This is a genomic window from Umezawaea tangerina (genome assembly GCF_003002815.1).
Classification (GTDB): Bacteria; Actinomycetota; Actinomycetes; order Mycobacteriales; family Pseudonocardiaceae; genus Umezawaea; species Umezawaea tangerina.
On record NZ_PVTF01000015.1, the window covers coordinates 158,967 to 178,591 of the forward strand.

17 protein-coding genes are annotated in these 19,625 nt (G+C 71.4%); 4 read left to right on the plus strand and 13 right to left on the minus strand.

Annotated features, from left to right (window positions below; all coding sequences use genetic code 11):
* Positions 1-15 precede the first annotated feature (15 nt).
* Together CLV43_RS39265 and CLV43_RS39270 are read right to left on the minus strand one after the other, a co-directional pair.
* A complete protein-coding gene (locus tag CLV43_RS39265; protein ID WP_106194359.1) occupies positions 16-1,638 on the minus strand; it encodes an FAD-dependent oxidoreductase in 1,623 nt (540 codons plus the stop codon).
* Positions 1,635-2,621, minus strand: coding sequence for a LacI family DNA-binding transcriptional regulator (locus tag CLV43_RS39270; protein WP_106194362.1), 987 nt, complete (start codon positions 2,619-2,621; stop codon positions 1,635-1,637). The genes CLV43_RS39265 and CLV43_RS39270 overlap by 4 nt, the downstream gene beginning before the upstream one ends.
* Positions 2,622-2,794: 173 nt before the next feature.
* Here CLV43_RS39270 and CLV43_RS39275 point away from each other — a divergent pair, with 173 nt between their 5' ends.
* Complete coding sequence (locus tag CLV43_RS39275) at positions 2,795-3,778, plus strand: glycoside hydrolase family protein (RefSeq protein WP_106194365.1); 984 nt, start codon at positions 2,795-2,797, stop codon at positions 3,776-3,778.
* Between the two features lie 39 nt (positions 3,779-3,817).
* On the opposite strand, the gene CLV43_RS39280 is transcribed toward CLV43_RS39275, so the two are convergent.
* The 11 genes from CLV43_RS39280 to CLV43_RS39330 all read right to left on the minus strand — a co-directional run bounded on the left by CLV43_RS39280 (position 3,818) and on the right by CLV43_RS39330 (position 15,674).
* Positions 3,818-4,285: a GNAT family N-acetyltransferase gene (locus CLV43_RS39280; protein WP_106194368.1), complete on the minus strand. Its 468-nt coding sequence runs from the start codon at positions 4,283-4,285 to the stop codon at positions 3,818-3,820.
* Complete coding sequence (locus tag CLV43_RS39285) at positions 4,282-4,656, minus strand: GntR family transcriptional regulator (protein WP_106194371.1); 375 nt, start codon at positions 4,654-4,656, stop codon at positions 4,282-4,284. The genes CLV43_RS39280 and CLV43_RS39285 overlap by 4 nt, the downstream gene beginning before the upstream one ends.
* 9 nt (positions 4,657-4,665) lie before the next feature.
* Positions 4,666-4,989 carry a hypothetical protein gene (locus CLV43_RS39290; RefSeq protein WP_106194374.1) on the minus strand — a complete coding sequence of 108 codons (324 nt, stop codon included), beginning with the start codon at positions 4,987-4,989 and terminating at the stop codon, positions 4,666-4,668.
* A 22-nt stretch (positions 4,990-5,011) separates the two neighbouring features.
* Positions 5,012-6,400, minus strand: a complete 1,389-nt coding sequence (locus CLV43_RS39295) for a nickel/cobalt transporter (protein WP_106194377.1) — start codon at positions 6,398-6,400, stop codon at positions 5,012-5,014.
* Positions 6,397-7,689 carry a tetratricopeptide repeat protein gene (locus CLV43_RS39300; RefSeq protein WP_106194380.1) on the minus strand — a complete coding sequence of 431 codons (1,293 nt, stop codon included), beginning with the start codon at positions 7,687-7,689 and terminating at the stop codon, positions 6,397-6,399. The genes CLV43_RS39295 and CLV43_RS39300 overlap by 4 nt, the downstream gene beginning before the upstream one ends.
* Positions 7,690-7,777: 88 nt before the next feature.
* Complete coding sequence (locus CLV43_RS39305; RefSeq protein WP_106194383.1) at positions 7,778-9,217, minus strand: DUF4331 domain-containing protein; 1,440 nt, start codon at positions 9,215-9,217, stop codon at positions 7,778-7,780.
* Positions 9,218-9,383: 166 nt separating this feature from the next.
* A complete protein-coding gene (locus CLV43_RS39310; RefSeq protein WP_106194386.1) occupies positions 9,384-10,883 on the minus strand; it encodes an amidohydrolase in 1,500 nt (499 codons plus the stop codon).
* 92 nt (positions 10,884-10,975) lie between these two features.
* Complete coding sequence (locus tag CLV43_RS39315; protein ID WP_146175091.1) at positions 10,976-12,772, minus strand: NACHT domain-containing protein; 1,797 nt, start codon at positions 12,770-12,772, stop codon at positions 10,976-10,978.
* Positions 12,773-12,779: 7 nt separating this feature from the next.
* Positions 12,780-14,285 carry a tripartite tricarboxylate transporter permease gene (locus tag CLV43_RS39320; protein WP_106194392.1) on the minus strand — a complete coding sequence of 502 codons (1,506 nt, stop codon included), beginning with the start codon at positions 14,283-14,285 and terminating at the stop codon, positions 12,780-12,782.
* Positions 14,278-14,814 carry a tripartite tricarboxylate transporter TctB family protein gene (locus tag CLV43_RS39325; RefSeq protein WP_106194395.1) on the minus strand — a complete coding sequence of 179 codons (537 nt, stop codon included), beginning with the start codon at positions 14,812-14,814 and terminating at the stop codon, positions 14,278-14,280. The genes CLV43_RS39320 and CLV43_RS39325 overlap by 8 nt, the downstream gene beginning before the upstream one ends.
* Positions 14,811-15,674 (minus strand): Bug family tripartite tricarboxylate transporter substrate binding protein, encoded by an 864-nt coding sequence (locus CLV43_RS39330; protein ID WP_245887307.1) that lies wholly within the window; start codon positions 15,672-15,674, stop codon positions 14,811-14,813. The genes CLV43_RS39325 and CLV43_RS39330 overlap by 4 nt, the downstream gene beginning before the upstream one ends.
* 279 nt (positions 15,675-15,953) lie before the next feature.
* On the opposite strand from CLV43_RS39330, the gene CLV43_RS39335 reads away from it, so the two are divergent.
* The 3 genes from CLV43_RS39335 to CLV43_RS39345 all read left to right on the plus strand — a co-directional run bounded on the left by CLV43_RS39335 (position 15,954) and on the right by CLV43_RS39345 (position 19,616).
* A complete protein-coding gene (locus tag CLV43_RS39335) occupies positions 15,954-17,531 on the plus strand; it encodes an ATP-binding protein (RefSeq protein ID WP_245887310.1) in 1,578 nt (525 codons plus the stop codon).
* The gene (locus CLV43_RS39340) at positions 17,528-18,217 is read left to right on the plus strand and encodes a response regulator (RefSeq protein WP_245887313.1); all 690 of its coding nucleotides are present in this window, start codon (positions 17,528-17,530) and stop codon (positions 18,215-18,217) included. The genes CLV43_RS39335 and CLV43_RS39340 overlap by 4 nt, the downstream gene beginning before the upstream one ends.
* A gap of 331 nt (positions 18,218-18,548) precedes the next feature.
* Entirely contained in the window at positions 18,549-19,616 is a 1,068-nt protein-coding gene (locus tag CLV43_RS39345; RefSeq protein WP_211304771.1) for a CHAP domain-containing protein, read from the plus strand.
* The last annotated feature ends 9 nt before the right edge of the window (positions 19,617-19,625 follow it).

Below are 19,625 nucleotides of genomic sequence, written 5' to 3' on the forward strand. Positions count from 1 at the left end.
GGGTTCTGGGGGATCTCAGTAGCCGCGCACGTCGGGCCAGTGGCGTTCGACGCCCGCCTGGTCCAGGACCTGGGCGAACTCGTCGTGCAGCTTGGCGTCGGCGCGGATCTGCCGCGGGGACCTGCCGCGGCGCAGGGCGAAGCCCGCGAGGTGGCCCGCGACCTCGCCGACGTTCCACTCCACGGGGTGCAGGCGGTAGCAGCCGTTGGTGATGTGGGTGGTGCCGATGTTCTTGCCCGCGGGCAGCAGGTTGTCGACCCGCAGCGGCAGGAGTGCGCCGAGCGGGATCTCGAAGGGGACGCTGGCGATGTCGATGTAGCCGTCACCGGCGGTGGACGGGTGCAGGTCGATGCGGTAGCTGCCGACGCCGACGGAATCGGCGTACCTGGTGCGCTTGCCGGGGCCGAGCAGGTCGAGGGACACGTCGTGCTCGGTGACCGTGGTGACGGCCTTGATGCGGCGGGACTCGCGGACGTACGCCGACTTGGCCAGGCCGTCGGACGTGCCCATGACGTCGGGGCGCAGCCGCAGACCGGGGAAGCCGGTGCCGCCGTCGACGCGCGGGGCCTCGGTCTGCAACCAGTGCAGGACCGACAGGGAGAGCTGCTTGGCCTCGTCGTGCGCCCTCGCCACGGCTACCTCGTCGACGTGGCCGTCGACCTCCAGCGCCGGGGAGAGCCAGTAGTCGTTGAGCGGCCAGTTGACCAGTGTGATGTCGGAGTCGAACGCGCCGGGCTGGTGGATCCCGCGGGCGAGGATGCGGCGGAACGCCCACAGCTCCTTGTCGCCCGCGTCGGCGCTCTGGTCGGCGGTGACGGCCAGCGGGTCGGCGTCGGGGTTCGGCACGAACGTGCGCGCGACCGGTTCGAGCGTGCGCGGGTCGGGGGCGGTGAAGCCGAGCAGCGGACCGGGCCAGAACTCCGGGGTGTAGGCCCGCCAGAAGTCGTACATCCGGGGGCGGTCGATCGTGTGGTCCTCGCCCGCGTGGTGCGAGAGGGCGAAGCAGTAGGTGATGCCCTGGAGGTTCGTCGGGTCGGCGACGTCCGGGGCGTGCGGCTCGTCGTGCTCGGCCCGCGACTCCGCGCCCACGACGTGCTCGACGCCCGCCATCGGCAGCAGGTCGCCGTTCTCGGTGGCGTCCAGCACGTAGTCCGCCCGCACCGTGACGGTGTCGCCGTCGTCGTCCACCAGGTCCACCGCGTCGACCACGTCGCCGGTCGTGTGCACGCCGGTCGGCCGGTGCCGGGTCAGCAGGGTGATCCGGCCCGCGCTGCGGTGCGGCGCGAGGGCGGCCTCCAGCACGGCCAGTGCCACGCGCGGCTCGTGGCAGAGCTTGCTGACCCGGCCCGCGCCGGGGTTCAGCTCCGCCAGCCGCATCGCCTCCGCGCGCAGCGGGTAGTGCCTGCGGTAGTAGTCGCGGACGCCCTCGCGGACCCGCCGGTAGGACGCGGTGGCGCCGAACCGCTCGATCCACGGGTTCTCGTCCGGCGGCACGCCCTGCGCGGTGAGCTGGCCGCCGACCCAGTCGGTCTCCTCGGTCAGCACCACCCGGTGCCCGGCGCCCGCGGCGGCGAGCGCCGCGGCCACACCGCCTAGCCCGCCGCCGACCACGAGGATCTCGGTGTCCAGTTCGGTCATCGCACGTCCTTCACGGTGGTGCCGGGCACGGGCGTGCAGGGCAGGAGCTGGTGGAGGTCGCCGGGGTCGCCGGTGATGAGCTCGACGAGCAGTTCGACGGCGCGGCGGCCCATCTCGCGGCGGGGCACCTCGAAGCCGGTCACGTCGGTGCCCCCCTCCGGTGGCCTGCCGAGCACGGCGAAGGAGAGGTCGGTGCCGTCGACGGCGGCGCGCACGGCGCGGTAGGCGGCGTGGGTGTCGGTCTCCTCGACCACGACCGCGGTGACGCCATCGCGCCGCCACTCGTCCACGGGGGCCTCGTCGCGCACGACCCGGCACTCGACGCCCGCTCTTGCCGCCGCCTCGACCACCCCGCGCTCGCGGTCCGTGGACGAGGGCGCGTCGTCGTTCTCGCGCACGTACCGGACGTTCCGGTGGCCGAGCGACACGAGCCGGTCGACGACGGCGGCCGACGCGGAGACGTAATCCGCGCCCACGAAGGGGATCCGGCCTTCCAGCTCGTCGCGGCGTCCTATGTAGACCAACGGGAAGCCGGTCTCGACGAGCTTCTCGATCGAGGCGACGGGCACGTGCCGCCCGAAGAACAGGCACCCGTCGGCGATCTTCGTCCGCCGGATCGCGGCCTCGTCGTGGGTGCGCTCGCCCCGGCCGTCGGCCCCGGTGAACAGGATCAGGTCCTGCCCCAGCGCCGCGGCCTGCTCCTCGACGCCGACCAGGATCGGGTAGTAGGAGTCGGCGACGTCGGTCGGGAAGGTCGCCTTGAACGTGTACAGGCCGAGCATGTGGTTGCGCCTGGACGCGAGTCGCGTGGCGACCGGGTCCGGCACGTACCCCAGCTTCTCGGCGGCCGCCAGCACCCGCAGCCGGGTGTCCTCGGACATCCGCACACCGCCTTGGTTGCCGCCCAGGACGACGGAGACGGTGGCTTGCGAGACACCCGCCAGCGCGGCGATGTCCGCCTGCCGTGGTGCGCGGCGCGTCATGGGCCCTCCCGGTGCCAATGCGGATAGGCAGCGAGAGTGGTGGTGCCGCCCGGACATGTCAAGGGTTTGTCCGATTTTCCGTTTCCCCAGCACTAATACGTATTAGCACCTTGACCTGCTCATTGTCGGGCCTCCACACTCGGCCACCCCCAACGGCGAGAGGGAGAACCACGATGACCATCGACCGCAGGACCCTGTTCCGCGCGGGAGCGGGCCTCGGCCTCGGCCTGGCCGCGACGTCACTGGCACCGGGAGTCGCCTCGGCCGGACCCGCCGGGTTCCCGACCTACCGGTACGTGCGGACGGCGTTCGACAAGAGCGCGCTGAGGTACAACCCGACCAACGAACTGATCTTCCCGACCATCCGCGGCACGGTCGGCCGGGTGAGCGGCGCGCTCGGGCGGTTCTACCTCTACTACGCACCCCACGACGCACCCGGCGGCATCTGCCTCGCCTACGGCGACTCGCTGGAGGGACCGTTCACCGAGTACCCGGCCAACCCGATCGTCTCGCGCGACTGGGCCCCGCACTACTCGGTCTCGCACGTGTCGTCCGCCCACGTCCTGTGGAACACCGCGGCCAAGGAGATGTGGCTGTACTTCCACGGCGAGAACACGACCACCCGTCTTGCGCGCTCGAAGGACGGCATCCACTTCACCTACGACAAGGTCGTGCTGTCCACGTCGATGCTGCCCGCCGGCACCACGGAGACCTCCTACGCCAGGGTGTTCGAGCACAAGATCGCCTCGCGCGGCGCGAACTACGTCATGGTGTTCATGACGAACACCACGGCGAACAAGCGCAACATCGGCTGGGGCTGGTCGGCCGACGGCCGCGACTGGACGTTCTCCCAGACACCCCTCGTCAAGGCGTCCGAGGTCGGCGCCACCGACGCCGCCGCCCCCTCGTTGGCCTACCGCAACGGGACCACGTACGTCGTGTTCCACACGAACCTGGGGACGATGCACCTGACCGAGGTGGGCAACGACTTCACCCGCAAGGTGCACCTCGGGGTGTTCCACACGCCGTTGAGCGGAGCACCGGACCGCGGCCGGTCGGCGGCGCCGTCGTTCGGGACGGAGAACGGGGTCGAGTACATGTTCTACGAGGCAGGCGCACGGCTCGAAGGGGCGATCGCCATCGCCCGAGCCGTGTGACGTCGATGTGGTCGGTGCCGCCGGACCGACCACACCCGCTCAGGTGATGTCCCTGTTCAGCTGCAACGACGACGGCACGTACCCGTGGGCCTCGTAGAAGCGGATCGCGGACGTGTTGGACGCGAACGCGTGCACGGACACCTCGGTCACCCCGCGCCCTCGTGCCCACTCGACGAAGGCCGCGTCCAACTCCGCGCCGATGCCCGAACCGCGGTGGGCCGGGTCGACGCGGACGCTTTCGAGTTCGGCACCCACGACCGTGGGGCGGGTGGGGTTGGGGCGTTTGAGCCTGCCGATCAGGTGGCCGATCACCTGGTCGCCCGACACGGCGACCAGGCACAGCACGTCGGGGTCGGTGATGGCTGACCCGTAGTACTCGTGCCCCTCGCGGACGGGCCACGAAACGTCCATGAGGGGGTCGCGGGTGCCGGCGTCCTCGGCGAACAGGCCGACCGCCGAGGCGACGACGGCGTCCAGGTCGTCGGGGACGGCGGGTCGGACGGTCATGGGGTCCCCTCGTGGTACTGGTCGGCCAGGGCGGCGCGGACGATCTCGCCCGCTTCCTCCACCGACAAGCCGATCTCGCGTGCGGTCAGGGCGTAGGAACGGGCCGCGCGCAGTGCTCGTTCGCGGGATCGCTCGCCCGCCGCGGACACGACGGTCCCCGCGCGGCCGCGGGTCTCGATCAGGCCGGCTTCCTCCAGTTCGCGGTAGGCGCGGGCGACCGTGTTGACCGCCAGGCCCAGGTCCGCGGCCAGGGCGCGGACCGTGGGCAGGCGGGCGCCGACGGCCAGTTCGCGGTTCGCGATGCGCAGCGCGAATCCCGCCCTCACCTGCTCGAAGGGCGGGATCGGCGAGTCCGGGTCGATGCTGATCACCCGGTGAAGCTACCCCAGCAGCTTCGCCACGTTGGCCTTGTCCGCGCCGAGGTCGACGTAGACGGCGGCCCAGGCCTTGTCGGCGGCGTTGGGGCCCGCGCCGTCGCAGTAGGCCTTCTTGCCGTGGGCGGTGTAGTACCGCAGCACGGGCAGCACCTCGTCGGTCGGGCCGCCGTCCTCGTTGGTGTAGTTCGCGCTCGGAGGGGCGGGCTGGTGCTTCATGCACGCCACGTCGGCCAGGCCCTCGTCGTCGAACTTGACGCCCGCGGCGGTCGCGCCCGAGGTGCAGCCTGCGAGCACGAAGAGGGCCGTGGCGATCAAGAACAGCTTCACGGTGGTTTTCTCCTTAACCGATTTAACCGATCAGTGCGCGGGTGGTGAGACCGAGTCCGACGACCAGCACCAGTGCTGCGGTGCTGAACGGCGTGAAGTCGGCCAGCTTGCGGAGCCTCGCGGTGACCGCGAGGTTCTCCAGGCGGTCGCGGACCTTGATGAGCAGCAGGCCCGCGGCCGTGAGCATGGCGGCCATGCCCGCGCCGTAGGCGAAGACGAGGACCACGCCGAACCAGGTGCGGCCCAGCGCGACCGCGCCGAGCAGCACGATCAGGGCGGACGGGCTGGGGACGAGACCGCCCGCGACGCCCATCCCGATCAGGCTGGCCCGGCCGTAGCGCGGGCCGTGCGAATGCCCGTGGCCATGACCATGCCCGTGGCCATGGCCGTGCCCATGTCCATGGCCTGTCTCCGCGAGAGCAGGTTCCCGACGACGGCGCAGCGCGGAGAACAGCAGGGTGCCGCCGATGACGACGACCAGCAGCCCGCTGGCCAGCCCCAGCCAGCGCAGCACGACGTCGCCCGCCAAGGCGCTGGACACGCTGAGCAGCAGCCCCAGCACCAGCACGCCCGCGGTGTGGGTGAACGTCACGGTCGCACCCACCAGCACGGCGTCGCGGCTGGTGCCGCGGCGGCCCGCCAGGTAGGCCGCCATCAGCGTCTTGCCGTGGCCGGGCAGGGCCGCGTGGGACGCGCCGAGCACCAGCGCGAGCAGCACCGCGAGGAACCCGACCATCGGGGTCAGGTCGCGCGAGCCGATCATGCTGTTGAACGCGGAGGTGGTGGCGTCGATGAAGCCGATGCCGGTCTGCACGGGCGTCGTGCCGCCGGCCGCCGCGGTGCCCTCGCCGGGCCGGGCGGTCAGGGTCACCGCGCGGACGTCCATCGGCGTGGCGAGCAGGTCCTCGGGGTACTTGCGCAGCTCGTCGGTGGGGCTGGCGCTCGGGGTGTCACCGGTCACCGCCACGCCGGTCCCGGTGGCGACGATCTCGCGCCAGCCCATCCGGTCGCCGAGGTAGGTGTCGCCGAACGTCAGCCCGACGTCGCCACCGACCCGCAGCGGCGCGGTGAACTCGCACACCAGCCGCGTGGTCGGCAGGTCGGCCTGCCCCGGCGGGTGGGTGACGGCGGACGACCTCGTCGTGAGCGCCAGCCGGTCGCCGTCGGCACGGGCGTCGAGCGCGGCCAGCACGTCGGCGCACTTGGCCGCCGCGTCGACCGGCTTGGCCTCCTGGAGGGTGGGGATCTCCGCGAGGTCCACGACGGACCGCACGTCGAGCCGGTCGGGGTGCACCTGGAGGACGTCGGAGTGGTTGACGCTGAAGTTGCCCAGCGGGTGGGCGGCCGACACCCCGGACCCGAGCAGCAGCCCGAGTCCGCACAGGACGGTCACGACCGCCGCGCGCCTCATCGGGTGGTCTCCAGCTCGGCGAGCTTGGCCCGCGCCGCGGGGGCGTGCAGCGGGGAGAAGTAGGGGTTGACCGACAGCGCCTGGGTGAGCGCGGCCACGGCCTCGGGGCCGCGGTCGAGCGAGGCGAGGATCATGCCGCGGTGGAAGGAGAACGCGGCGTTGTGCCAACCGAGCACGGAGGCCTTGTCGGAGAACTCCAGCGCTTCGGCGTGACGCCCGTTGACCTGCAGCGCCCACGCCATCGCGTCGGCGGCGAGCACGCTCTGCCTGCGCCCCCACTCCTCCTGCGCCAGCCGCAGCGCCTCGGCGGGGTCGCCGTGGTCGGCCGCGACGGTCGTCAGGGTCAGGTCGTCGTTGGCGCCCTGCGCGGCGAGCAGCTTCTTCTGCTCGGCGAGGATCGCGTACTGGGCGGCCGCCTCGGCGGGCTTGCCCGCCAGGTCGAGCAGCTCGGCGTACTCCAGCAGGAACTGCGGTACCGGGACCCGGCTGACGACCTGTTTGTAGCCCGCGATGGCCTCGTCGAACCTGCCCAGCGCCCCGGCGACCTTCGCCTTGCCCTGCAACGAGGTCACGTCGTGCGGGCTCAGCCCGAGCCCCTGGTCGTACTGGTGGGCGGCCTCGGTGAGGTCGCCGCGGTTGAACGCGAGCTCGCCGAGGTAGTAGTGGCAGAACACCTGCTCGTCGGCCGACGACGCGGCGGTGAGCGCGCGGTCGAGCGCCTGCTTCGCCTCCTCGTCACGACCGTGCAGCTCGAAGTGGTAGGAGGCGCGGGTGAACGACGCGACGCCGGGACGCAGGTCCAGCATGCGCTGCAACGCCGTGGTGGCGGCCGCGTCGTCGCCGAGCTGGGTGTAGGCGTCGACCAGGACGCCCTGCACCTCGGCGGAGTCCGGCCGGACCGCCTGCGCCTTGAGTCCCCAGTCGCGCGCGGCGCCGAAGTCGTGCCGGGCGTTGGCGAGCGCGCCCTGGCCGAGCATGGCGTCGCCGTTGTCGTCGGGCTTGATCCTCAGCGATTCCTCCAGTGCGCCTTGGGCTTTGACGTAGTACGAGGGATCGGCACCGGCACGGGCGAGCTCGGTGTAGGTGGCGCCGAGCTCGGCCCACGTCCCGGCGTCGGTCGGCCTGGCGTGCAGCTTGTCCTGCAGTGCGACCGTCCTGGTCTGCAAGGCGTTCGCCCTGTTCGGCTCGGGGGCCGACGCGGGGGTGCCGCCCGAGCGGGCGGCGAACGAGACGGCCGTCACCGCTACGGCGACGACGGCGGCGGACCACAGCCAGTACTGGCGCTTCATGGCGATTCCTCGGTCACTCCACACCCGACACCCCACGCCGGACGCGGACGGCCGCGGCCGGCGTGGAGTGGTTCGGGTCCGAAAGCGGTCAGGGGGTGTTGACGGCCTTGTTGCGCGGCAGCCCGACGTACGGGAAGTTCGGGGCGAAGGTCACGTCGTTGTGGTGGACCTTGTCCCCGGCCGCGAGGGCCTTCACCAGGTGGCCGCTCTGCGCCGCACCCTCCAGGGCCTGGATCTCGATGTCGACGACGTCGTCGAACAGGCGCCTGCCGTTCGGGAAGCCCTGCGTGTCACCGGCCAGCACACCCAGGCGGTTGGGCTGGGGGTTCGGCGCGATCGACATGTTGAGCCGCAGCTGCTCGGACGGCACGAACTTCTTCGGGTCGACGTCCATGTTGTTCAGCTGCGAGTTCAGGTCCGTCTTGATCGGACCGCCCGCCTTGGTGGTGACGCCGGTCAGGAAGATCTCCAGCAGGTCGTTGCGCGGGGCCGCGGGCGCCTTGATCCCGTAGATCGACTCCACCAGCGCGGGCAGCTCCGGGGTGAGGACCCGGTCGAGCAGCGCCTGCACCTTGCCGTCGTTGACCGGCTCCAGGCCGTTGAACGCGTCCTTGATCCCGGCCGAGGAGACGACCTCGTTCACCAGCGGGTTGCCCAGTCGGGACACCTGCACGAACGGGCCTTCCGGGTTGGCCTGGCCCGGCGACAGCTTCAGGGTCTGCCGCTCGGTGTCGGCCCAGATGCCGATGACCGGGTTGCGCTGCGCGTCGCCCTTGAGCGCCAGCATGTGCTTGGGGATCTGCAGCGCGATGGTGTTGACGTTGTAGCCCTTGAGCGTGTCCTGGCCGACCTCGGACAGGTTCGCGCCGTAGAGCAGGTCGAACACCCGCAGGTCGGCGAAGAACGGGTCGTCGGCCGGGCCCGCGTAGATCTGGCCGCCACCGGGCAGCTTGCTGATCGCCTGGTCGCGCAGCGGCTGGAAGTACGGCATGGACGCCGGTCCGACGATGGACGGGGCGACCGGACCGTCCTTGATCAGCATCTTGCGGCCGCCCGCGTCGTCGAGCTGTTCGAGGCTGTAGGTCTGGCGGAACAACAGGTTCTCGTCGTCCAAAGAGGACACGACCCCGTTGTTGTAGAGGAACGTGTCCGCGCCGCGCTTGTCCTCGGTCTTGAACGTCAGCCGGTAGGTGAGGTCCGGGACCGAGTTGCCGTCGTTGTCGATGTTGATGTCGTAGTGGGCGTCGGTCGCCCACGGGTAGAAGTTGGGGCCACCGTTGGGTTCCTGGAACCCGTAGTAGTTGGCGATCACCGTCACGAAGTCCGGCTGGTCACCGGCGACGAACGCGTACAGGTCGGTGTTGTCGACCGACGGGTCCGCCGAGATCAACGGCGCTTCGCGGTGGCTCGACGCCACCGAGGAGCCGGGCACCAGGACGTCGACCGCGGCGATCAACAAGGTGGCGCCCGCGGCGGCCAGCACGCCCCTCGTGCGTCGCCGCCGTGTCAGTGGTGGTGCTTCTGCCATGCCCGCTCCTTTCCCTCTCGCCCACGCACGCGGGCTTCAGGGAGGGATTCGCAGGAATCGGCAGTGGCGTTCAACGCTCAGCCATCACACAGGTGATATTGGTCCGAACAGCCCACTGTTTGGGGCTGTTCGGACCAGTTCTGCGACGCGCACAAGATCGTTGGGTCTAGTCCCGCTCGAAGATGGTGCGTCCGTTCAGGACGGTCCGCAGGCACACGGGCAGCGCCGCGCCCGGCTCCAGCGACGGCAGACCCGGCACCCCGGAACGGGGGTCGAGCGACCACCGCTGGACCCGCGAGTCCGACCCGGCGACGACGAGCTCGCCCGCCTCCCACACGGCGTAGGTGGCGGGCGCGCCGGGCTGGAGCGTGCCGGTGATGCCGTCGTCCACGCCCGCGGCCCGCCAGCCGCCCCTGGTGTGCGCGGTGAAGGCCGCGCGCGGCGACAGGCCGGACCCCGGCGTGCGGTGGTGCACGGCCGCGCGGACGGCGGCCCACGGGTCCAGGCTGGTCACCGGGGTGTCCGAGCCGAAGGCGAGCAGCATCCCGGCGGAGGCGAGCTGGGCGAAGGGGTTCAGGCGGGTGCCGCGCTCGGTGCCGAGGCGCTGCGAGTACATGCCGTCCGGTCCGCCCCACTCGGCGTCGAACATCGGCTGCACGGAGGCGACGACGCCGAACGCGCCGAGGCGAGCGGCCTGGTCGGCGGTGATCATCTCGACGTGCTCGAGGCGGTGCCGCCGGGCGGCCAGTGCCGGGGCGCCGACCTTCGCGGCGGCGAGCTCGAAGCCGTCGACGACCGCGGCCATGCCCGCGTCGCCGATGACGTGGAACCCCGCCTGCAGACCGGCTTCGGTGCAGGAGACCAGGTGGGCGGCGATGGCGGCGGCGTCGCGGTAGAGGGCGCCCGAGGTGTCCGGCCGGTCGGCGTAGGGGGCGACCAGGGCGGCGGTGCGGGACCCGATGGCGCCGTCGACGAACAGGTCGCCCGCCAGGCCGTGGACCGGGAGGTCGACCGGGTCCACGTCACCCCAGTAGCCGACGACCTGCGGGCCGTCGGTCATCGCGAGGAGGTCGGCGAGGTCGTCCGCGCTGGAGATCACAGGGCCCGCGCACTCGTGCACGGCGGCGACGCCGCGGCTGGCGGCGTGGCGCAGGAAGGCCCTTTGCGCGGCGCGCCGCCGCTCGACCGGGATGGCCGCCTGGGCGACGGAGCGCACGTGGTGGTGGGCGTCGCGCGACAGCGGGCCGTCCTCGGACCAGCCGTCGGCGGTGCGCGCCCCGTGGGCGAGGTCGACCAGCGCGGAGGAGGCCAGCGCGGAGTGCACGTCGATCCGCGAGAGGTAGACCACCGCTCCCCCGGCGACCTCGTCCAGCTCGGCGCGGGTGGGCGTGCGGCCCTCGGGCCACCGGGTCTCGTCCCAGCCGTGACCCCAGATCAACGGGCCGTCGGCCGCGCGGACGGCGTCGAGGCACTCGGCCAGCGAGGCGCACCCGGTGAGGTCGAGGCCGGTTAGCTGGAGTCCGGCGGCGGTGGCGTGCACGTGCGCGTCCACGAACGCGGGCGCGACGAACGCCCCGTCGAGCTCCACGACCTCGGCGTCCGGGTGCAGCGTGCGCCCGACGGTGTCCTGCCCCACCCACACGATCGTGCCGTCGGTGATGGCCATCGCCGTCGCCGCCGACGAGGAGTAGATGCGGCCGCCGACCAGGAGGCGCGTCGAAGTGCTTTTCCCCGCTGAGGCGCCGGGCGTTGTTGTCGTCACGACTGTGCAGTCTGCCCGTGGTCCTCGGCCAGCCGGTCACGGAGGCGGGCGTGGCGGAACTGGTGGACCGGACCGGCCTGCCGCAGCACACCCCGCCGGTGGGCATCGCGGAGGAACGCCATCAGCCGCCAGGGCAGCCTGCCGGTCGCCGCCAGGTAAGCGCGGGCCAGTCCGAGTCGGCCCCACGCCTGGTAGGCGGCCGTCTGGACCGCACCGACGCAGAGCCCCACCACGAGCACCTCCCGGCCGAGGCCGCCGGGCACCACGCCCACGACGAGGGCCACGGGCAACGCCCACTTGGCGAGGTTCACCGCGGCGGCCGCCCGGTCGACGCGCAGCAGCCGGTCGGGGTCGCTCACGACGTGCCGCACCGCGCCCTCCCCCACCGCCGTGGCCAGCGCGGGCGCCGCGAAGGCCAGGGCGGCCACCGCGGCCCGGAGTGGACCAAGGCCGAGCAGCAGTCCCGCGCCCAGGCCGCACAGCGCACCGACCAGAGCCGCCCGCGGCACTCCGGTCCAGCGGTCGGGACGCAGGCGCACCGGTGGCCGGGAGGCGGTCGAGCCGACGCTCACCGCGACCACCAGCACGGCCACCGCGAGGGCCGCCGCGGGTGATCCGAGGAGCGCCGCGGCGGCGATCAGCGGGATCCCGGCGGCCACCAGGACCAGCCGCGGGTAGTTCGGCACCAGGTCGGGCAGCTCCCACCAGGCCAGGTCGTGGGTGCCCCGGCCCACCAGGAACCGGGCTAACTCACCGAAGTACCGCGCGTGCGCCTCGTCGTACAGCGCGGGCACGAACCGGTCGACCAGGTGGCCTTCGGGGTCGTCGACCTCCAGCAGCTCGGCCGGGTCCGCGGTCTCGTAGACCGTGCGCGCCAGGGTGAGCATCAGCGGCGTGTCCAGCACCGGGGCCAACCGGTCGACCACCGGTGCCCACTTGTCGTTGCGCGTGGCCAGCCGCAGGTACTTCGCCACGTCCACAGAGGACAGGTCGGCCAGCTCGACCACCGCGGCGCCGGTCACCACGTCGCCCGCCGCCGCGTACTCGTCGACCCGGCTGGTCAGCACCACCGGGTCGCCCTCCCCCAGTGCCGCGTTGATCCCGCGGACCGCCTCGGCCCGCAGCTGAGGGGCGATCTCGTCGAACCCGTCGAGCACCGGCAGGATCCGGCCCGCCTCGACCAGTGCCCTGGTGTCCCGGCCGTAGGACCGCTCCAGCCGGTCGGCCATCCACTCCCGCAGGTCCTGGCCGGCGGGGTTCCACGACGCCAGGGTGAAGACCACCGGGACGCGGTCGGTCTCGACGCCGAGCACGAACCTGGTGGTGAACACCGTCTTGCCCGATCCCGGCCGTCCGAGCACCACCAGCCGTCCCGACGGCACCGCGGCGTAGACCTCGGCGACCCGGTCGAGGGTGCCGTCGAGGTCGAGCGGATCCTCGCGGTCGGGGTCGCGGTGCACGGCGGGCCAGTGGTCGGCCAGCGCCGCCGGGGCGCCGGTCCACCGCACCGGCAGCGGGTACGGGTCGTGCACGCCGCGCACGCGTTCCTCGCGCTGCCACTGGGCGCGCACGGCGGCCCTGAGGTCGGCGGCGACCCGGTCGGCGTCCGGTGTCCCCGAACGCCCCTGCCACCACTGCGACAGCGCCAGCAGCAGCCCGGCGGCCCCGAAGAGCATGCCGAGCACGCTCGACTTCTGGTCGGCCAGCTCCCAGCCGTCGCCGCGCAGGAACAAGAAGAGGCCGGTGGCGGCCACGAGGGCCACCACCGGCCAGGTCCACCGGGGTGAGGGCATCAGGACATCATGCCGGGACCTTCACCTCGTCGACCTTGTTTCGACGGAGCCGGAGCACGAGCGTCGTGATCAGCACGAGCGCGAGCAGGCCGTAGGCGACCATCGCGAACGGGCTGTCCACCAGGGCGACCGGGTTGCCCTGGCTGATGGTCAGCGTCCGGCGCAGCTGCTCCTCCGCCATCGGCCCCAGGATCATGCCCACCACGGCGGGCGCGACCGGGTAGCCGTGGCGGCGCATGAAGAAGCCGACGACACCGATCACCAGCAGGACGACCAGGTCCTCCACGATGAAGTTCACCGCGTACGTGCCGAGCGCGGCGAACAGCAGGATGCCCGCGTACAGGTACGGCCGCGGGATCTGCAGCACCTTCACCCAGATCTTCACCAGGGGCAGGTTGAGCACCAGGAGCATCACGTTGCCGATGTAGAGGCTCGCGATCAGCGCCCACACCATCGCCGGGTTGTTGGTGAACAGCTGCGGACCCGGCTGGATGCCGTAGCTCTGGAACGCCGCGACGATGACCGCCGCGGTCGCCGTCGTCGGCAGGCCCAGCGTCAGCAGCGGCACGAGCACGCCCGCCGCCGCCGCGTTGTTGGCCGCCTCCGGTCCCGCGACACCCTCGATCGCGCCCTTGCCGAACTCCTCGGGGCGCTTCGCGAGCTTCTTCTCGGCCGCGTAGGACAGGAACGTCGAGACGTCCGCGCCACCGGCCGGGATGGTGCCGATCGGGAACCCGATCGCGGTGCCGCGCAACCACGGCTTCCACGAGCGGGCCCAGAACTCCCTGGTCATCCACTTGCCGCCCAGCGGGACGACCTCGACCGGCCCGTGCCGCAGCCGCGACGCCACGTACAGCGCCTCGCCGACGGCGAAGAACCCGACCGCGACGACGACCACGTCGATGCCGTCGGCCAGCACCGACATGCCCATGGTCAGCCGGGGCTGGCCGCTGAGCGTGTCGGTGCCGATCAGCCCGGCGAACAGGCCGAGGGCCAGCGAGGCCAGCCCCCGGCTGATCGACGAGCCGAGCAGCGCGGCGACCGTGACGAACGCGACGACCATCAGCGCGAAGTAGTCGGGCGGCCCGAGGGTCACCGCGAGGTCGGCGATGGTCGGCGCCAGCACGGTCAGCAGCACCGTGGCGATGGTGCCCGCGACGAAGGAGCCGATGGCGGCGGTGGCGAGCGCGGCGGCACCGCGCCCGGCTTTCGCCATCTTGTTGCCCTCGAGCGCCGTCACGATCGAGGACGACTCACCGGGCGTGTTCAGCAGGATCGACGTGGTCGACCCGCCGTACATGCCGCCGTAGTAGATGCCCGCGAAGATGATCAGCGCCGCGGTGGGCTCCAGCGTGTAGGTCAACGGCAGCAGCAGCGCCACCGTCATGGCCGGGCCGATGCCCGGCAGCACGCCGACCGCGGTGCCCAGCGTGACGCCGAGCAGCGCGTAGAGCAGGTATTCCGGCTGCATCGCGGTCGCGAAACCCTCGAGCAGCAGCGTGACGTTATCCATCGAGGAGTGGCACTCCCTCAAAGATCCCGGCGGGCAGGGAGAGCCCCAGTCCGGACGCGAAGGCCACCTGGATCACGAGGGACAGCACCACCGCGATCAGCAGCACCTTCCACCACGGCCGGGCGCCCAGCGTCCAGGCGGCGCCCGCGAACAGCAGCATCGCCGCCACCGGCCAGCCCACCAGGTCGATGAGGACCAGGTGGGCGACCAGGAAGGCCAGCAGCTTCACGACCGTCAGCCAGTCGGTCCTGGCGTCCGCGTCGACGTCCTCGGCGTCCTCCTGCTCGCCGAACTTGCCGCGCACGGTGGCCACGACGGCCGCCAGCCCGGTGGCGACGAGCAGGACCCCCACGGCGTAGGGGAAGGCACGGGGGCCGATCGAGCTGGCCGAGGCGGGCACCTTGATGGTGCCCGCTTCGACCAGCGTGAAGATCCCCAGGACCACGATCAGGCCGCCGAAGACGTACTCCTCGATCTGCCGGCCGCGGACGGGGTCCGCGGTCGGTGTCGGAGAGTCGACAGACGTCACTTCACCAGCCCGATCTCCTTGAGAGTGGTCTGGATGGTGTTGATCTCGGTGGTCAGGAACTTGGAGAAGTCGTGACCGGTCAGGAAGGTGTCCGTCCAGCCCTTCTTGGCCAGCTCCGCCTTCCACGCCTCGCTGTCGTGCATCTCGGTGACCAGCTTGACGAGCTTGTCCTTGGCGGCCACGGAGATGCTGCCGGGGGCCACGACGCCGCGCCAGTTGATGAGCTCGACGGCCAGGCCCGCGCCCTTGAGGGTCGGGGCCTTGAGGTCGGCGTGCTCGTTCGGACCGGAGGTGGCCAGCGCGCGCAGCTTGCCCGACTTGATCTGCTCGGAGTACTCGCCGACACCGGAGATGCCGGCGTTGACCTTGTTGCCCAGCAGCGCGGCGAGCGACTCGCCACCGCCGGAGAACGCGACGTAGTTGAGCTTCGAGGGCTCGATGCTCTTCGCCTTGAGCATCATCGCGGCGAGGATGTGGTCGGTGCCGCCCGCGGAGCCGCCGGCGATCGAGACGCCCTGGCCCTTCGCGGCGATGTCGGCCAGCAGGTCGTCGACCTTCTGGTACGGCGACTCGGCGGGCACGACGATGACCTCGTCCTCGGCGGTGAGCCGGGCGATCGGGGTCGCGTCCTCCAGGCGCTTGTCCACGCCGTTGGACTCGACAGCGCCGACCATGACCAGGCCGGTGATCATCAAGTAGCTCTCGGACTTCTCGTTGGCGAGCTTCTGGAGCCCGACCGTGCCACCCGCGCCGCCCACGTTGCTCACCTGGACCGACTTGACCAGGTCGGCAGCGGTGATGCTGGCCTGCATGGCCCGCGCGGTCTGGTCCCAGCCGCCGCCGGGGTCGGCGGGAGCCATGATCTCGAGCTTCGCGAGCGAACTCGACGAGGAACCCGATGCGCCACAACCCGCGAGCGCCAAGCCCACCGCGATCGTCGCGGCCGCCACCGTGCGCGCTCCACGGGCGTGAATCGTTGACATTGTTGGAAGCCTCTCAGTCGCCGGAGCTCCTAGTGCCCCGATGGCGGCTGAGGCTAGGCAGACCGCGCGTGATCGTTAACGCACTGGCCGTAACGGTCGTATTGGTCGTTACGGTCGTGAAGCGGCTCACCAGGCACTTGGGCCAGAATGCGCAGCATGCGTCGGTCGTACTCCCTCGGTGTCTACCTGCTCGCCCTGCAGGTGATCATCGTTCTGGTCACGACCTGCACAGCCGGTCTACTCGCGGCCAAGCTCCAGAGCGACCGGATCCGCGAGGCGTACAAGGACCGGATGCTGTCGGTGGCCGAGAGCGTCGCGCGGCTGCCGTCGGTCATCGACGCGTTCGACACCCCGCACCCCGCCGAGACGATCCAGCCGCTCGCCGAGGTGCTGCGCAAGGCGTCCGGCGTGACCTACGTCGTGGTGACCGACCGCGACGGCATCCGCTACGCCCACCCGGACCCGAGCCGCATCGGCCAGAAGGTGTCGACGGACCCGTCGTCGCCGCTGTCCGGGCAGGTGTTCGTGGGCACCGAGACCGGCACGCTGGGCACGTCGCTGCGGGCGAAGGTGCCGATCAGGGCGAACGACGGGACGATCATCGGCATCGCGTCGGTGGGCATCCTGGAGACCCAGCTGTCCTCGGACTTCGCCGACGACCTGCCCGAGCTGATCGGCTGGCTGGCCGCCGCGGCGCTGATCGGGTCGCTCGGCGCCGCGCTGGTGACCAGGACCGTGCGCAGGCGGACGTTCCGCCTCGAACCCGCGGAGATCGGCCAGCTGCTGGAGACGCGCGACGCGATGCTGCACGGCATCCGCGAGGGCGTGGTGGCCGTCGACGACCGCGAGCACCTGGTGCTGGTCAACGACGAGGCGATGCGGCTGCTCGACCTGCACGAGGACCCGACCGGCCGACCGGCGGCCCAGGTGCTGGAGCGCGGCGGGCTGCTCGACCTGGCGCGCGGCGCCGAGGACATGGCCGACCGGCTGGTGCTCGCGGGCGAACGGGTGCTGGTGGCGAACCGGATGACGGCCAAGTCGCAGGGGCGGCCGGTCGGCGTCGTGCTGACCCTGCGCGACCGCACCGAGCTGCACGACGCCCTGCGCGAGCTGGACGGCCAGCGCACCATCACCGAGGTGCTGCGCACCCAGGCGCACGAGTTCTCCAACCACCTGCACGTCATCAGCGGGCTGCTGGAGCTGGACCGCCCCGCCGACGCCGTGCGCTACATCGAACGCGTCGGAGGGGCGGGGTCGCTGTCGTCGGCCACGGTCGACGGCGCGATGGCCGATCCGGAGCTCGCGGCGCTGCTGCTGGCGAAGGCGGGCACCGCCCACGAACTGGGAGTCACCTTCCGCTTCTCCCCTGAGTCCTCGGTCACGAGGGAGGCGGGTGACGACGCCCTGACGGTGTTGGGCAATCTGATCGACAACGCCGTCGACGCGGCCGGGGCGGGCGGCACCGTGCACGTGCTGGTCCGCTCCGACGGCGACGGCGCGCGCATCCTGGTCGAGGACGACGGACCGGGCATCGAGGAATCGCAACGCGGGAGGATCTTCACGTTGGGCGTCACCACCAAGCAGCCGCGCCGCACCCACGGCCGGGGCATCGGACTGGCACTCGTGTCGCGGGTAGTCACCCGCCGCGACGGCCACGTCGACATCGGCGAGTCCGAGCTCGGCGGCGCCTCGTTCGACGTGTGGCTCCCCACCCCCGTGGGGGCGGACGCGTGATCCCCGTGCGCACCCTCGTGGTCGACGACGACTTCGCCGTCGCCGCCGTGCACCGCGCGTTCCTCGACGCCCTGCCGGAGTTCACCGTCGTCGGCGAGGCCCACCACGGCATGGACGCCCTGCGCGCCGTCGAGGAACTGCACCCCGACCTCGTCCTGCTCGACATCCACCTCCCCGACATCTCCGGCCTCGAGGTCCTGGCCCGCCTCCGCGCCCGCAGCGGCCCCCCGGTCGACGTCATCGCCATCACCGCCGCCCGCGAAGTCGAGACCGTCCGCCAGGCCATGTCCCGCGGCGTCGACCACTACCTCGTCAAGCCGTTCACCCGCACGTCGTTCCTGGAACGCATGAACGCCTACCTGGCGCAGCGGGCCGAGGTGCTGCGGGTCGGCCGCGAGCCGGTGCTGGACCAGGAGGCGGTCGACCAGCTGCTGTCCGCGGGCCAGCGCAAGCCGCGGTCGACGGCGTTGCCGAAGGGGCTGTCGGCGGTGACGTTGAGGTTGGTGACGGAGGCGCTGCGGTCCACCGACGGGGACATGTCGGCGCAGGAGGTCGGGGACAGCGCGGGGGTGTCACGGGTCAGCGCGCGACGGTACCTGGAGCACCTGGTGGCCATCGGGAAGGCGGAGGTGCAGCCGCGGTACGGGGTGTCGAACCGGCCGGCGCACGGGTACCGGCTGGTGTGAGAAAGGTTGCTCGCATTCCGCAGTAGTGCGGGATTCACAACGTCATTCGCGGCTTTATCACACGTCGTCCAAGAGGGTGCACCACCAACTACGCGAACCCGCGAACCCCTGCGCGGGAATCCGAAAAAGACGAACCACTCACAGTGGAGCGAATCAGGCCGATTGGATGATTCCCGGCGGACGACGCTCACAACACCACGTTCCGGACGATTCACCTCGGTCAGGTCCCGACATCGAGGAGGACGTCTTGGACGACAAGGAAAACCGAAGACGTACGACTACGACCAGCGCGGTTCGACGTCCAACAGGACGCACCACAAGATTCCTGACGATGATCGTGGTGTCCGTTCTGACCGGACTCGGGCTCGTGTCGTCACCCACCGCCATGGCGGGCACAGACGACTACCCGTCGCAGTGGAAGAACGCCGCCCAGGACAGCAAAGTCGACTCGTGGGGCTATTACAACCGCGAGTGCACGAGTTTCGTCGCCTGGCGACTCCACTCGCGCAACGGGTTCGAGATGCCCAGGGCGATCGGCAACGCGGGTGGCTGGGGATCCTGGTTCTCCTCGCACGGCTACGCGGTCAACAGCTCCCCGGCGATCGGAGCCATCGCGGAGTCGTCGGGCCACGTCGCGTGGGTGGAGGCCGTGCACGGAGACGGAACGGTCACCATCGAGGAGTACAACCGGAACTACACCGGCACCTACGGCTCGCGCCGGGTCACCGCGTCCGGCTTCCACTACATCCACGCCAAGGACTTGGCCACCACGTCCAACGGCTCCCCGACCGGCAGTTTCGACATAGCCACCCAGAACGGGACCGGCGTGCGTTTCCGCGGGTGGGCCCGTGATCCCAACACGTCCGCACCCATCGCGGTCCACGCCTACGTCACACCCAACCACGGTGTCGCCACCACTGCTGACATCCAGCGCTCCGACGTGGGAACGCACGGGTTCGACGTCACTCGCGGAGGGATCATCGCGGGCACCTACAACGTGTGCGCCTACGGGATCAACGCACCCGGAACACCCGGTGAGAACGCATTGCTCGGCTGCAAGTCCATCACCCTGACGCAGAGCCCGATCGGGAGCCTCGACGTGGTGGAGCAGAACGGCAGCGGCGTCCGGTTCGCCGGATGGGCGATCGATCCCGACACGTCCGCACCGATCGCGGTGCACGCCTACGTCACGCCCAACCACGGTGTGGCGACGACCGCCGACGGGTCGAGGCCCGACGTCGGCGCGGTGTACCCCGCGAGCGGCGCGGACCACGGCTACGACGTGACCCGCGGAGGGATCGTCGCAGGCACCTACAACGTGTGCGCCTACGGGATCAACACACCTGGAACGGCCGGCGAGAACGCGTTGCTCGGCTGCCGGACGATCACGTTGAGGTAGGCCGGTACA